The sequence below is a fragment of the Empedobacter brevis genome, assembly GCF_965118635.1.
GTDB lineage: Bacteria > Bacteroidota > Bacteroidia > Flavobacteriales > Weeksellaceae > Empedobacter > Empedobacter brevis_A.
This window is the reverse complement of the sequence record NZ_CBCPHV010000002.1, coordinates 241,605-255,568: the sequence shown is the minus strand read 5'-3', so window position 1 is coordinate 255,568 and position 13,964 is coordinate 241,605. Positions and strand designations below refer to the sequence as shown.

The window sequence follows — 13,964 nt, the reverse complement described above, 5'->3', positions numbered from 1 at the left end:
TATTTGTAGAAAATTATGTTGTATCAAAGAAGTAGCGCATTATTCAAAGATGCGCAAGAATATATTCCAGGAGGTGTAAATTCTCCTGTTCGTGCATTTAAATCAGTTGGAGGAACGCCAATTTTTATCAAAAAAGCCGAAGGTGCTTATATTTATGATGAAGATGGACGTGCTTATGTTGATTACATCAATTCTTGGGGACCAATGATTATTGGTCATACAGATCCACGTGTTTTGAATGCAACTGTTGAACAAATGAAAAATGGTTTCTCTTTTGGTACACCAACAGAATTGGAAACTGAAATTGCAAAATTAATTACTTCTGTTGTTCCAAATATAGACATGGTTCGTATGGTAAATTCAGGAACAGAAGCTTGTATGTCTGCAATTCGTTTGGCAAGAGGTTATACAAATCGTGATAAAATTATAAAATTTGAAGGTTGTTATCATGGACATTCAGATTCATTTTTAATTAAAGCAGGATCTGGTGCTGCAACTTTCGGAAATCCAAATTCTCCAGGTGTAACACAAGGAACAGCAAAAGATACATTATTAGCAGAATACAATAATCTAGAAGATGTAAAAATTTTATTCGAACAAAATAAAGATGAAATTGCAGCGATTATTGTTGAACCAATTGCTGGAAACATGGGATGTATTGTTCCTGAAGAAGGATTCTTAGAAGGTTTAAGACAAATTTGTGATACAAATGGCGCTTTATTAATTTTTGATGAAGTAATGACAGGTTTTCGTCAAGCAATGGGAGGTTCTCAAGAACGTTTAAATATCAAAGCTGATATTGTTACATTTGGTAAAGTAATTGGTGGAGGTTTTCCTGTTGGAGCATTTGCTGCTCGACGTGAAATTATGAATCACCTTGCTCCTCTTGGTCCTGTTTATCAAGCAGGAACATTATCTGGAAATCCAATTGCGATGCGCGCTGGTCTTACAACTTTAAATATCATTAATAATGATAGAGCATTATTCAATCGTATTGATAATGCAACAGAAACATTAGACAACGAAATATCTAAAATCTTTACTGAAAAAGGTATTCCAGCTCATATTAATCGTTTAGGTTCTATGATGTCTGTTTTCTTTACAGAGCAAACGTCAATTAAAAACTTTACAGATGTAACAAAATGTAATCATGATAGATTTAATAAATTCTTTCATCATTTGTTAACAAACGAAGTTTACATTGCTCCTTCCGGATACGAAACTTGGTTTATTTCTGATGCGATTAAAGATGCAGAAATCAATAAAACTTTGGAAGCTATAAGAAGCTTCGAAGGATAATCATAAACGAAAAAATGCAGTAGTTTTCTACTGCATTTTTTTGTTTATTTTTTTTGATAAATTAACTTAATCTCTTATTTGATCTAAATTCAATTTATCATTCATAAATAATTACAATGAATAGAAATCTAATTCTATACAAAGTATCAAATCATTAATTGAGAACTAAAATCAATAAAATTGTTATATTTACTAAAATTCATATCCATATGATTACGAATCACTTTAAACTACTGCTTGCATCTAGCGTAATTCTTATTAATTTTGGATGTAAAGATGACGACAATTTTTCGGAAGAAAATTTAGTTCATACTTACAATATTGCATCCTATAACGCGGATATAGCTGTTGATTTAAACAATGATAAAAAAACATCAACTAATTTGATGGATGAAATTGAGATTCTAAATAAACGAGATAACTTTTTAGAAGTTAAACCTAAAACAAATGTTATATACTTTAATTTTCCTCTAACTTTAATAAATCTTGATTATCCAAGCGCACCTGATGGTTATGCAGATTTTCTAAAGTACGGTTTTGGAACATCTACAACATTATCGGATAAACTTATCGTTATAAAAGATAATAGTTATATAGAAAACAACTATGTTGGTCATGAGATAAGGAAAAAAAATGTTTCAATTGAAAATTTAAAAATTTTAGATAATAACCGTCTATCTACAAATATTACAAAATCTTATTATGACTTTAATACCAAACAATGGATTGAATTGAATATTGAAGTTATTTTTCAAAAAAATATATAATTAAACAAAAGCTCGAGAAAATTCTCGAGCTTTTGTTTAATTATAATCTCCTATATGTTCCATTTCACTTTCGAAACTTAGCACTTTAGTAGCATATTTTTGTAAACTTTTTTGTTTTAATTCTGATAAAAAATTATTCTTAAATTTATCCAAAGTCAATTCATCATTTACAAATAATTGTAAAGAATAAGAAATCGCTCCAGGTTCTACATGAGAAGTTATCTTTCCTAAACGAGCTCCTATAAAACAATTCGATTTCAAATAGTCATTTATATGCTCTTCTTGTAGCCATTGAAACCAATCATCGTGCACTTCTTGTTCTACAATAAAAGTTGTATTATATAATATCATTCTCTAAATTTTTGCAAAGATACAAAGGTTTTCCAATTATATTTTTAGTAAAAAGAAAGTCAAATCAAGATTTTATTTCTAAATTTACCTATTATTCATAACAAACAAAAATGAACAATACACAACAATTTATACAAGAGAATAAACAACGTTTTCTTGATGAATTAATCGAATTACTTAAAATTCCTTCAGTTAGTGCTGATCCAGCCTATACACAAGACGTAAATGATGCAGCAGAAATGGTTGCTAAATATTTAACAGAAGCAGGTGCTGATAATGTTGAAGTATGCGAAACAGAAGGTTTTCCTGTTGTTTACGGAGAAAAAATAATTGACGCTTCTAAACCTACTGTTTTAGTTTACGGACATTATGATGTACAACCTGCTGATCCATTAGAATTATGGGAATCTGGACCATACGAGCCAGTTATCAAAAAGACAGAAATTCATCCAGATGGAGCAATCTTTGCTCGTGGTTCTGCTGATGATAAAGGTCAAATGTTTATGCATGTTAAAGCTTTTGAAGCTTTAAACAAATCAAACGAATTACCTTGTAACGTTAAATTTATGATCGAAGGTGAAGAAGAAGTTGGTTCTCCTTCATTAGTAAATTTCGTTAAAAACAATAAAGAGAAATTAAAAAATGATGTGATTTTGATTTCTGATACTTCTATGATTTCAAATGAACAACCTTCTATTTCAGTTGGTTTACGTGGATTATCTTATGTAGAAGTTGAGGTAAAAGGAGCAAATCGTGATATGCACTCTGGTGTTTATGGAGGAGCTGTTCCAAATCCGATTAATGTTTTAGCAACAATGATTGGAAAATTAATCAACGAAAAAGGTCACATTACAATTCCTGGTTTTTATGAACCAATTCTTGAATTAACAGAAGATGAAAGAGCTGATTTGGCAAAAATTCCATTTGATGTTGAAGAATATAAAAAGTCTATTGGAATTGCTGATATTCAAGGAGAAGAAGGATATTCTACAATAGAAAGAGCTTCTATTCGTCCAACTTTAGACGTAAACGGAATTTGGGGAGGATATATTGGTGAAGGAGCTAAAACAGTTATTCCTTCTCATGCTTATGCCAAAATCTCTATGCGCTTAGTTCCAGGACAAGATCCAGAAGTTGTTACGCAACAATTTGCAGATTATTTCCCAACTTTAGCACCATCTTCTGTAGAAGTGAAAGTAAAACCACATCACGGAGGTAAACCTTATATTTTACCAACAAATCATCCTGGTTTTATTGCTGCTAAAAAAGCATTAGCTGAAACTTTCGAGAAAGAAGCATTAGCTGAAAGAGCTGGAGGATCTATTCCAATCGTTGCTTTATTCGAAGAAGAATTAGGAACAAAATCTGTTTTAATGGGATTCGGATTAAACTCTGATGTTATCCACTCTCCTAACGAACATTATGGATTATTCAATTTCTACAAAGGAATCGAAACTATTCCATATTTTTACAAATATTTTAACGAACAATAATTTTCGACAAAATAACTTCTGAAAAGCGAATCAAATTGATTCGCTTTTCTTTTTGATTAATAGTAGAATGCTTAATTTTGGATTATATTTTAACCAATGAGTAAAAAATTCTTAATCGCCGGTGCAGGAATTGCAGGATTAACTTTAGCAAAAGTTCTTCAAGATTTAAATTATGACTACGAGATTTTCGAAGCTTCATCAGAAGTTCGCGGAATTGGAGCTGGTTTTGGTTTAGCTTCTAATGCTATGAAAGCGTTTGAAATTCTTGGTTTAGCAGAAGAAGTTGCTCCTTTGGGACATATGTTAGAAGATTTTGAAATTCAAGATTGGAAAGAGAAAACAATCCTTAAGGCTGATACAGAACGATTAAGAAAAAATTACAACAACGAAAATTTCGCTATTCATCGTGCCGATTTACATCAATATTTGGTTTCAAAAATTGATTCGAATAAAATTAAAACGTCCAAAAAAGTAAAATTCTTTGAGCAAAGTTTCGAAAAAGTTGTCCTTCATTTTGAAGATGGAACTTCTACCGAAGGTGATTATTTGATTGGTGCAGATGGTATAAATTCTACAGTTCGTCAACAATTACTAAAACATTCTACGCCACGCTATGCTGGTTATATTTGTTGGCGCGCTATTGTAGAAGATAAATCATATAATTCAAAAAAGAGTATCGAAACATGGGGACCAAATGGGCGTTTTGGTTTAACACCATTAATTAATAATCAAATTTATTGGTATGCTTGTGTGAATACAAAATTGAATTCTGATATTTATAATTATACTTTAAATGATATTAAAAATCACTTTAAAGATTATTCAGGGCAAATTAGAAATACCTTACAAAAAACAAATCCAGAAAGTATCATCACAACACCAATTATGGATATTAAACCGATTAATAATTATGCTTTTAATCGTGTTTTATTAATTGGAGATGCTGCACATGCAACTACGCCAAATATGGGACAAGGCGCTTGTATGGCAGTTGAAGATGTTTGTGTTTTGTATGATGAATTAATTAAAAAAGATACAGATATTTTACTGGCTTTTGAACATTATAATTTGCGTCGATTAAAACGAACTCATTATATTATTGATACTTCTCGTTTGGCAGGTAAAATTGCTCAAATTGACAATAAATTTTTAATGGGTATTAGAAATTTTATTTTTCGTAATTTGCCACAATCTCTTACGCAAAGTCCTTTAGAAGACTTACTAGAAGAAGATTTTATGAAAGTTTAATTTATTTCATTTTAGTGTTTATTTTGTTAAGTTGAGAGTCATAACTCAAAATCTATAGAATTAATCCAAACTTGTTCTCTATCAATATTTTTATTGAAATTTTCTTTCATAAAAGATGGATTATAATCTACTTTTTGATTGTATATCAATTTATTATTGGCATAAACTTTTAATTTTTTGTTTAGATTAATCATTTCAGGAGAAATATATAATCGAAATGATTTTACAGAAGATGTTTCAATATCAAATCTATTTTTTGAATAGCTTGCTTTTATTAAACCTGATTTACGAGGAAAATTAAAAGCCATTTTATCTACATCTTTTACTTGTAAACTATCATTATCGTCATATTCTAACCATTTTGTTATCTTGAAATTATAGTTTTTTTGCCATTCTTTTTTAGCCGAAATTGTATCCAGTCTTGTGATTTCGAGCCAATCTATTTTTCCATATTTTACATCATCAGTTTCCCAAATTAATTTATTCGGAAATGGATTTCTTTCTCTATTTAGTAAATCATCAAACAATATTTTGATTGCAGCTTCAGAACCATTAAACTCTGGAAACCAATGTGGATAACCATTGTAGCGATAATCTTTATAATCAATGTTTAATGATTGCATCAAAACAGTTAAATCATCATTCGCTTTTGGTGGAAAATAATAATCTAAATCTGTTGAAAAATTTATAAAAGAACGATTCAATGCATTTTGAATAAACGTTCCTCCTGTTCTTACAATTGGCTGTGTATTGAAACCATAAAAACCAGCAAAATAAGTAGGTTGTTTCACTAAATAATTAAACGAACCTGTTGCTCCATTAGAATGTCCAGTTAAAAAGACTTTATTATCATCGACATTAATTGTTGATTTTATTTGACGAATAATTTCTGGAACCATATAAAATCCTTTTTCTGTCATCCAATTATAACGTTTATCAGCGAGAGGAAATACTAAAATAACATCATTTTGATTAGCATATTTAGTATAAAATCTATTCCAACCTTTTAAATTATTATCTGTAGAAAACATTGTTAACTCACTATAATTAACAGCTCCGTGAAGAAAAATAAGCATTGGATATTTTCTCTCTGGATTATAATTTTTAGGTAAATGAATAAAATATGAAGATTTTAAAGTATCATTGAGAGGAAAAAAAATAGAATAATTTTGTTCTTTCTTTGATAAGAAGGATGAAGAATTTCTTAAACTTTTATAAAGTTGTTTCTTATCTTTAATTTCGACATGATTTGTATTCTTAGTAATAAAAAATTCATCATTTGTCAATTGAATACTATCATAAAATTTTTTAGATATTTTATTTGAAGTTTCTACTAAATTCAACCAACGTTTATCAGATAATAAATTTTTGAATTTTACTTTCGAATCTTTATCTAAAATAAAATACCAACCAGGAAAAGGTTTTGAGTTTTTCTTAACAAGTTTTTCTAAAAAATAAAAAGATTTAGGAGTTTGATTAATTTCATTAGAAAGTTCAGCTGCATCATATAAATCAAAACTATTAATACTATCATTATGTAGATTAAATGCCTTTGTATAATAATCTAAAGCTAAATCCTTTTTATTTTCTTCGACTAATTTTTCTGCTTTCGATATTAGATTCGAATAAGTTTCTTGGCTAAAAATTTGTGAGGATAAAAGTACGATAGTAAGAAAGAAATAATTTTTCATTGATTGAATTTTGTATAAAAATAAAACCAATAAATATTAAAAACTTGTAAAATTGGGACATTTTAATTTTTATGGAATCTTCAAAAAGTATCTTGTTCTCCTATTAATTCTCCATTTTTATAAAATTGATTAGGAGATTCTGAAACAAATTTTTTGTATAATCTATTAAAATGAGATTGATCCGTAAAGTTTAATTTATGAGCAATCGAGGTAAATGTCTCATCAGGATTATGTAACAATTTCTCTTCAACAGTTTTTCTAAATAAAACTATTTCATGAAAATTTTTAATCGAAACTCCAATATTTTCTTTGAAAACTCGATTGATATGTTTCCGACTAAAACCCAAATAATCAGCAAGTTGACTAACTGTAAATTCATCATAATGTTTAAAAATATAATCTATTGAATTTTCTATAATTACATTTTCAATTCTAGTCATTTTATTCAATAAAATAGATTCAATTATTGGAATAAATTCTTCAGATTTTAGATGATTAAATAAATGATTACATTCTTTATTATCAAAAAAATTTAAATCATCTATAATACTTGAAAAATCTATATTATTCAGAAATTGATTAATCCCAAAAGGCTTAAAAACAATCACAAAACGCTCAACAGAACCAATTTGTTGAACATGTAAAACGTCTGTTCGTATAGGAGTAAAAATTTGAAGAGGAACACTATTTTCTTTGTAAACAGAATTCCCCTTTATGTATTGATGAGATTTATAAACAGAAATCGTATTATTATAATGTGGAAAACAATCATATACAGTTAATGTATTATCATGTTTAATATCAACATAATAATAATCAATATACTTTTTTAGTATTTTGTTATTAGGTTTAAATGTTGTGAACATTATTCTTTAATCTCCTATTTTAATAAAACATGATCATCCAATTCTTGTTTCGAAATATGGAAATGTTGTTCGAATTCTTGCTCAAAAGATTCTAAATCCATTGTAATTTCCCAATCACCAAATTCATTTTCGAACAAATCTGCGATATGTTCTTTTAAATCATCTAATTTTTGTTGAATCAATTCATTTTGGTGAATATCTTTCACTTCTTCAATATCTAATACAACTTGTTTATTGATTTTTTTCAGAATCAAATCATTTATAAATTCTTCATGTGTATTCATAAAATCCTCAATCGTACCTGTAAATTGTGCCATTTCAATAATTTTTTTCTATCACTTTTCAAGAATAAATATAGAACTATTTTATAAACAAACAATTAAATTTAAGATTTCTATAAATGAGTTTTAACATAAGAATTAACGTCAACTAATTATTGAAATTGATTGTTTTAAGATAAATTTGAAGATATAAATTTCTAAAAAATGAAAAACTTTAAACTATCAAACGGAATCGAAATTCCTGCAATTGGATTCGGAACATGGTTATTGGAAGGTGAAAAAGTTATAGAACCTCTTAAAATAGCTTTAGCAAAAGGATATACACATATTGACACAGCAGCAATTTACAAAAACGAAAAAGAAATTGGAGATGTTTTGAAGGCTGAAAACATAGAACGTAATAAATTATTTATTACTTCTAAATGTTGGAATACAGAGCGTGGTTACGAAAAAGCAATGGCTGCATTTGAGCAAACTTTAGCAGATTTACAAACTGATTATTTGGATTTATATTTAATTCATTGGCCAGCAAACGAAACTCAATTTCCAGAAAATTGGAAAGAACAAAATGAAGGAACTTGGCGTGCTTTAGAAGAAATCTACAAATCTGGAAAAGCAAAAGCAATTGGTGTTAGTAATTTTAATATCAATCATTTGGAAGCTTTGTTGGAAACAGCTGAAATAAAACCTATGGTCAATCAAATTGAGTTTCATCCAGGTCATTCTCAGCCAGAATTAGTGGATTTTTGTAAACAACACAATCTATTAATCGAAGCTTGGAGCCCTTTAGGCTCTGGAAGAATTTTGGAAAACGAATTAATCGTTTCTTTAGCTGATAAATACAATGTTTCGGTTGGTCAAATTTGTATTAATTATTGTTTAGCAAAAGATATTTTACCACTTCCTCGCTCCTCTTCAGAAAAAAATATTGAAGCGAATTTATCTTCTACAAACTTTAATTTGAACCAAGAAGATATAAAAGCAATTGATGAAATGCCAGCTGATGGTTTTTCTGGATTGAATTCTTCAACAGTTGAATTTTAATACGTTAAACATATTCACTAAAATAAATTTTAAAAACCTCTCATTTGCAGAGGTTTTTTCATTTCAAATCTTCAAAAAATGAATACTTTTACTTTTTTAAAGATAAAATAAATTTATTCGATATGAGCCAAAATCCTGAACATCCATTCAAAACTTATTTTGATCAAACCCTAGAAAGATGTGGTTTTGATGAAGATTTAAAAGCTGGTATTTTATTCTTTTTGGGAGAAAGTATTATTGCTGCAAATACTAATCAATTGATGAATATGTTTGCGGAAGAAGAAAAAATTCAGCAAGAATTTCGTCGTTTGTTTACATTATACGCTTCGCCAAATACAGATATCAATCCTTTTGAAGCTTTGGATACAACACCAATTAAACAAATTATTTATACTTACAACGAAATTTACGTTAATATAATAAGAAAGAAATCATTTGATTTTGATAAAGTTATCAAAGATGAATTAAAGTCAGAGTTTAAGATAGATTTCATTCCAGAATTCGAAGGAAAACCATATAAATTAATTACAAATCATAATCTAAATACATCTTTTTTCAAACAAATTGGAGCATATCTAAATCAGTTTGATTTGAGTTATGATGATATTTATTTGGCGGGAATTAATTATTATCAAACAAATCAAAAACTAGATTTCGAAGGAATAAATGTGCTGAATTTAAACATTATTGATAGTTTTTCTCCATTGTACACAACTTTGTTTCATTATCCATTATTGTATACATATTATCCTGCAAATCTAAATGCGAATCATTTGTTTAGTTCTATTTTGCAGTTTCTTTATTTGCATACTAATACAGATATTGCGAAACATATTCATGCTTTTCACAATCATATTTTCTATGAAAATAATCCGAGAAGAGTTCGTAAAGGTTGGGAATTCGAAGAATTGGAACGTGGAGTTTTGATTTCGCAAACTTTTCATAATGCGCTAAATATTCGTAAATCTCCTATTTTTGGAACTCGCCCTGACTTTTTAGCTTCGGATAATTATTTATTAAAAGAATTAAAAGATCAAAATATTCCATTAGAAAATTTCAAAGCTTTGATGACCAAAACAATTGAAGAATATTATGAAACATCAATTGATGAAGTAGTCGATGGAAAACTAAATCATGCTGAATTTCTACAACTTTTAGCGATTATTTTTTACGAAACTGCCGCAAATGCAATGATTATAAAAGGATGGAAAAACTAACTATTAATCAAGAAAATCGAAATAAATTAGATGAACATTTTGGTGATCTTTTGCCAAGATTGCCTTTCGAAATCATTTCATTTTATGAATCGAGTAATTCTTGGGAAGGACAAATTGAATATAATTTGAATTTGAAAACAGGAGAATTAAAATATAAAACGATTGAAAATGTAGAACATCAAATCGAGATTTCTCCAGAAATAATGCAGCGCATAGAAAGTGAAATCATCATGATGTTAGAAAATATGTAATTAAACTATTTTCACTTTTTAAATAAAAAAAGATTCTGAAATTATTCAGAATCTTTTTTTATGCTTTATTATTTTGCTTTGTACTTTGCAATTCCGTCTTGCAACCATTTTAAGTAAACTTCTACATTAAGCTCAGCTTCCAAAGGTTTAGAAAAACGTTTTAAATCTTTATCAACCAAAATATAATAAGGTTGAGCATTTGCCTGAAAATGTTCAATCTCGAAAGATGTCCATTTATTACCAACTGTTTTTAAGTTGCGATCTAATGCTTTTGAATATACTTTTTGATCTTCTGGTAATTCTTTTGCTTCATCAACATACAATGAAACTAAAACAACATCTTCAGCCAATATTTTCTTTACACGCTCGTCGCTCCAAACACGTTCTTCAACTTTACGGCAATTTGCACACGCATGTCCTGTAAAATCTAACAACATTGGTTTACCAACTTTCGTTGCATATGTTGCAGCTTCATCAAAATCTTTGAAAGCAGGAATTCCATGTGGTCCTGCAACCATATTCGGATCATCAAATTTAGCTGTTATTTGTCCTCCAATACCTTCGTGAAAACCACGCGGAGCTTCGGAATATGTCATTGGCGGTGTTAAACCACTTAATAATTTTAATGGTCCTCCCCATAAACCTGGAATCATATAAATAGCAAATGTTATTGAAACTAATGCAAATAACATTCTCGGAACGCCAATTGTTTGTACAGGCGAATCTAATTCTAATCTAAATTTACCTAAAAGATATAAACCTAAGAAGAAGAAAATCGCAATCCAAAATGCTAAGAAAATTTCTCTTGGTAACCAATTCATTTGCCAAACTAAATCTGCATTTGATAAGAATTTTAAAGCAAAAGCTAATTCAATAAATCCTAATGAAACTTTGATTGTATTTAACCATCCGCCAGATTTTGGCATTGAATTTAACCAACCTGGGAACATTGCAAATAATGTAAATGGAATGGCTAATGCTAAGGAAAAACCAAACATTCCTACCATTAAAGAATAATAGTTTCCTCCTTGTGTTGCTTGTACTAATAACGAACCAATAATTGGTCCTGTACAAGAGAATGAAACTAAAGCTAATGTGAATGCCATAAAGAAGATTCCGATTAATCCTCCTTTATCTGCTCCTTTATCTGCTGCATTAATCCATTTACTTGGTAATGTTAGTTCAAAAGCACCGAAAAATGAAATTGCAAATACAATAAAAATTGCAAAAAATGCTAAGTTAACCCAAGGATTCGTTGACATTTCATTTAGAACAGAAGGTCCAAAAATTAAAGTCGCTAATAAACCTAATGCAACATAAATTATAATAATTGATAAACCATAAACAAAGGCTTTTCCAACTCCTTCTCCTTTCGATTTACTTTGTTTTGTAAACATACTTACAGTCAAAGGAATCATAGGGAAAATACAAGGCATTAATAATGCAGCTAATCCTCCTAAAAATCCTAAAGAAAATATTTTCAATAAACTATTATCTTTTTTCTCATTATCTGCTAATAATGAATTATCGACTTTCTTAATCGTATCTTGTTGTGTTGTTGTAACAACTGCTGCTGAATCTTGATGTACAGAATCTTGAGCGATTTCGTTTACGACAACAGAATCTTTTGCTTGCTTAACTTCTTCTGGTTTTACATCTTCCTTCGTTTCTTCAACTTTAGCAGAAGGAGTCAATTTTATTGTTCCGCTAGTTTCATCTGGAGGCAAACAACGTTCTGCATCACACATTTGAAATTCAATTGTGTAAGAAACATTTGTAGGTTTATCTCCTGAAACTTTTACTTTTTGAACAAATTTTACTTGATTTTCGTAATATTTTTCATCTTGTTCAAAAATTTGGCTGTATTTATCTATACGTTTTCCAACTTCTCTTGTTCCGTTAATTAATTTTGCATTTGCAGCTGGCTTAAATGATGCACTTGCCGGAATACCAATTCCTCCATCAGGATGTTTCATTGAATAAAGATGCCAACCTTTATCAATTTTTCCTGTTACCTCGATTTCAAACTCATTTTGCCCAACCTCCTTCACCGAACTCGACCATTTTGCAGGACTAAATAATTGTGCGTTGATTAAAATTGGAAACAAAAAAAGTATCCAAAGTTTCTTTAACATACTGTAATGTTTAAAAAGTTTTTACTTGTTTCTGTCGTTTTAAAACGTTCATCCAAACGATAATTTACTACCCAAATAATTTGATCTTTTTGGTCACAAAGCAACAAAACTTTCTCTTTTTCTAACTTAGAAAGTTTCAGATCTTTCATAAACTTGCTCAACAATTTTTTTTGACCTTTCATTCCAATTGGATAAAAGAAATCTCCCTCCTTCACTTTTCTAAGTTTAAGCGGAAATAAAATTGTTGTAAAGTCTACTATTTCAGTAGCATTTTCGTCAGGATTTTTCGATTTCACGAACTTCAAATTTAACGAATTGATTTCAATTAACTCCCCAAAAATCGTTAATTCATCATCATTTTCATGTTTGATTTTTTCTAACAACAAATTTTCTCGATTTTTAATTAATCGATAAGTTGCTGATTTTATTTCTCTTCCTGTATCTGCATCTAGAAATTTTAAAATTTCTTTACTCGAATAAAATCCATATTTTTCGAACAAATAATGTAAAAAAGTTTCTAAAGGTTGAAGTTTTTTCAAGGCTGATATTTCAATTTTAATTGGATTATCACCTGAAAATAAATTACTTCTAATTTCTTCGACTTTATTTTGTATAATTTGATAATTATCGCTGATATGATTTAAACTCGACAAAAAATTCTCATCAAACTTTGGATGAAGTTCTTTTAAAATTGGTGTTATATGATGTCGAATCTTATTTCTGGTATATTCATCCGTTGCATTCGAATCGTCTTCTCGCCATTTTATCTCATTTGATTTTGCGTAATTCAGCAAATCATTTTTTGTAAAATTTAAAAGCGGACGAAATATTTTTCCATTATCTATTTGCATTCCAACCAAACCTTTCAATCCTGTTCCTCTAGAAAGATTAATCAAAAAAGTTTCGATATTATCATCCAAATGATGAGCGGTTACCAAAACATCCAAATGATTTTGTTGTTGAATTTGTTCAAACCAATCATAACGCAAATTGCGACAAGCCATTTCTACCGAATAATTTCCTGTTTTTTGATAAGCAGCAACATCAAAACGAACTGAATGAAATGGAATATTATATTTTCCACAATATTCTCTTACAAACATTTCATCTCCATTTGCATCTTCTCCTCGCAACTGAAAATTGCAATGCGCAACTTGAAAATTAGAAGAAGTTTGACGGAATAAATCCAACAAAACCATACTATCAATTCCTCCACTAATTGCTAATAAATAACGATGTGTAGAAAAAGAATGTTGCTCTAAAAGTTCCTTAAACTCTTGTTGTATTGATTTGTTTTTCATGAAATTCAAATGTTCGAAAT

General features: G+C 29.0%; 13 protein-coding genes. 7 read left to right on the top strand and 6 right to left on the bottom strand.

Annotated elements, in window-relative coordinates:
* Nucleotides 1-15 precede the first annotated feature (15 nt).
* Both hemL and ACMHJW_RS03490 read left to right on the top strand, forming a co-directional pair.
* Nucleotides 16-1,299 (top strand): glutamate-1-semialdehyde 2,1-aminomutase, encoded by a 1,284-nt coding sequence (gene hemL / locus ACMHJW_RS03495; RefSeq protein WP_413532034.1) that lies wholly within the window; start codon nt 16-18, stop codon nt 1,297-1,299.
* A gap of 209 nt (nt 1,300-1,508) precedes the next feature.
* On the top strand, nt 1,509-2,066 hold the full coding sequence (locus ACMHJW_RS03490; protein ID WP_413532033.1) for a hypothetical protein: 558 nt from the start codon (nt 1,509-1,511) through the stop codon (nt 2,064-2,066).
* A 36-nt stretch (nt 2,067-2,102) separates the two neighbouring features.
* Here the strand turns inward: ACMHJW_RS03490 and ACMHJW_RS03485 are convergent, their stop codons facing one another.
* The gene (locus tag ACMHJW_RS03485) at nt 2,103-2,417 is read right to left on the bottom strand and encodes a DUF4286 family protein (RefSeq protein ID WP_413532032.1); all 315 of its coding nucleotides are present in this window, start codon (nt 2,415-2,417) and stop codon (nt 2,103-2,105) included.
* Between the two features lie 110 nt (nt 2,418-2,527).
* Here ACMHJW_RS03485 and ACMHJW_RS03480 point away from each other — a divergent pair, with 110 nt between their 5' ends.
* Together ACMHJW_RS03480 and ACMHJW_RS03475 are read left to right on the top strand one after the other, a co-directional pair.
* Entirely contained in the window at nt 2,528-3,910 is a 1,383-nt protein-coding gene (locus tag ACMHJW_RS03480; RefSeq protein WP_413532031.1) for a dipeptidase, read from the top strand.
* Between the two features lie 96 nt (nt 3,911-4,006).
* A complete protein-coding gene (locus tag ACMHJW_RS03475; RefSeq protein WP_413532030.1) occupies nt 4,007-5,158 on the top strand; it encodes an FAD-dependent monooxygenase in 1,152 nt (383 codons plus the stop codon).
* Nucleotides 5,159-5,196: 38 nt separating this feature from the next.
* On the opposite strand, the gene ACMHJW_RS03470 is transcribed toward ACMHJW_RS03475, so the two are convergent.
* From ACMHJW_RS03470 to ACMHJW_RS03460, 3 genes are all read right to left on the bottom strand, one after another.
* Nucleotides 5,197-6,849, bottom strand: a complete 1,653-nt coding sequence (locus ACMHJW_RS03470) for an alpha/beta hydrolase-fold protein (RefSeq protein ID WP_413532029.1) — start codon at nt 6,847-6,849, stop codon at nt 5,197-5,199.
* An 80-nt stretch (nt 6,850-6,929) separates the two neighbouring features.
* Nucleotides 6,930-7,715: a helix-turn-helix domain-containing protein gene (locus ACMHJW_RS03465; protein WP_413532028.1), complete on the bottom strand. Its 786-nt coding sequence runs from the start codon at nt 7,713-7,715 to the stop codon at nt 6,930-6,932.
* 14 nt (nt 7,716-7,729) lie between these two features.
* Nucleotides 7,730-8,032, bottom strand: a complete 303-nt coding sequence (locus ACMHJW_RS03460) for a hypothetical protein (RefSeq protein WP_413532027.1) — start codon at nt 8,030-8,032, stop codon at nt 7,730-7,732.
* 168 nt (nt 8,033-8,200) lie between these two features.
* Here ACMHJW_RS03460 and ACMHJW_RS03455 point away from each other — a divergent pair, with 168 nt between their 5' ends.
* From ACMHJW_RS03455 to ACMHJW_RS03445, 3 genes are all read left to right on the top strand, one after another.
* Complete coding sequence (locus ACMHJW_RS03455; RefSeq protein ID WP_413532026.1) at nt 8,201-9,040, top strand: aldo/keto reductase; 840 nt, start codon at nt 8,201-8,203, stop codon at nt 9,038-9,040.
* Nucleotides 9,041-9,162: 122 nt separating this feature from the next.
* Nucleotides 9,163-10,257: a hypothetical protein gene (locus ACMHJW_RS03450; RefSeq protein WP_413532025.1), complete on the top strand. Its 1,095-nt coding sequence runs from the start codon at nt 9,163-9,165 to the stop codon at nt 10,255-10,257.
* On the top strand, nt 10,245-10,508 hold the full coding sequence (locus ACMHJW_RS03445; RefSeq protein WP_413532024.1) for a hypothetical protein: 264 nt from the start codon (nt 10,245-10,247) through the stop codon (nt 10,506-10,508). The genes ACMHJW_RS03450 and ACMHJW_RS03445 overlap by 13 nt, the downstream gene beginning before the upstream one ends.
* A 68-nt stretch (nt 10,509-10,576) precedes the next feature.
* On the opposite strand, the gene ACMHJW_RS03440 is transcribed toward ACMHJW_RS03445, so the two are convergent.
* Together ACMHJW_RS03440 and tilS are read right to left on the bottom strand one after the other, a co-directional pair.
* The gene (locus ACMHJW_RS03440) at nt 10,577-12,643 is read right to left on the bottom strand and encodes a cytochrome c biogenesis protein CcdA (RefSeq protein ID WP_413532023.1); all 2,067 of its coding nucleotides are present in this window, start codon (nt 12,641-12,643) and stop codon (nt 10,577-10,579) included.
* Nucleotides 12,637-13,944 carry a tRNA lysidine(34) synthetase TilS gene (gene tilS, locus ACMHJW_RS03435; protein WP_413532022.1) on the bottom strand — a complete coding sequence of 436 codons (1,308 nt, stop codon included), beginning with the start codon at nt 13,942-13,944 and terminating at the stop codon, nt 12,637-12,639. Before tilS ends, ACMHJW_RS03440 begins: the two co-directional genes overlap by 7 nt.
* Nucleotides 13,945-13,964 lie beyond the last annotated feature (20 nt).

Coding starts and splice junctions, on each gene's coding strand:
- hemL (WP_413532034.1), top strand. CDS start 16: ATGTTGTATCAAAGAAGTAGCGCATTATTCAAAGATGCGCAAGAATAT.
- ACMHJW_RS03490 (WP_413532033.1), top strand. CDS start 1,509: ATGATTACGAATCACTTTAAACTACTGCTTGCATCTAGCGTAATTCTT.
- ACMHJW_RS03485 (WP_413532032.1), bottom strand. CDS start 2,417: ATGATATTATATAATACAACTTTTATTGTAGAACAAGAAGTGCACGAT.
- ACMHJW_RS03480 (WP_413532031.1), top strand. CDS start 2,528: ATGAACAATACACAACAATTTATACAAGAGAATAAACAACGTTTTCTT.
- ACMHJW_RS03475 (WP_413532030.1), top strand. CDS start 4,007: ATGAGTAAAAAATTCTTAATCGCCGGTGCAGGAATTGCAGGATTAACT.
- ACMHJW_RS03470 (WP_413532029.1), bottom strand. CDS start 6,849: ATGAAAAATTATTTCTTTCTTACTATCGTACTTTTATCCTCACAAATT.
- ACMHJW_RS03465 (WP_413532028.1), bottom strand. CDS start 7,715: ATGTTCACAACATTTAAACCTAATAACAAAATACTAAAAAAGTATATT.
- ACMHJW_RS03460 (WP_413532027.1), bottom strand. CDS start 8,032: ATGGCACAATTTACAGGTACGATTGAGGATTTTATGAATACACATGAA.
- ACMHJW_RS03455 (WP_413532026.1), top strand. CDS start 8,201: ATGAAAAACTTTAAACTATCAAACGGAATCGAAATTCCTGCAATTGGA.
- ACMHJW_RS03450 (WP_413532025.1), top strand. CDS start 9,163: ATGAGCCAAAATCCTGAACATCCATTCAAAACTTATTTTGATCAAACC.
- ACMHJW_RS03445 (WP_413532024.1), top strand. CDS start 10,245: ATGGAAAAACTAACTATTAATCAAGAAAATCGAAATAAATTAGATGAA.
- ACMHJW_RS03440 (WP_413532023.1), bottom strand. CDS start 12,643: ATGTTAAAGAAACTTTGGATACTTTTTTTGTTTCCAATTTTAATCAAC.
- tilS (WP_413532022.1), bottom strand. CDS start 13,944: ATGAAAAACAAATCAATACAACAAGAGTTTAAGGAACTTTTAGAGCAA.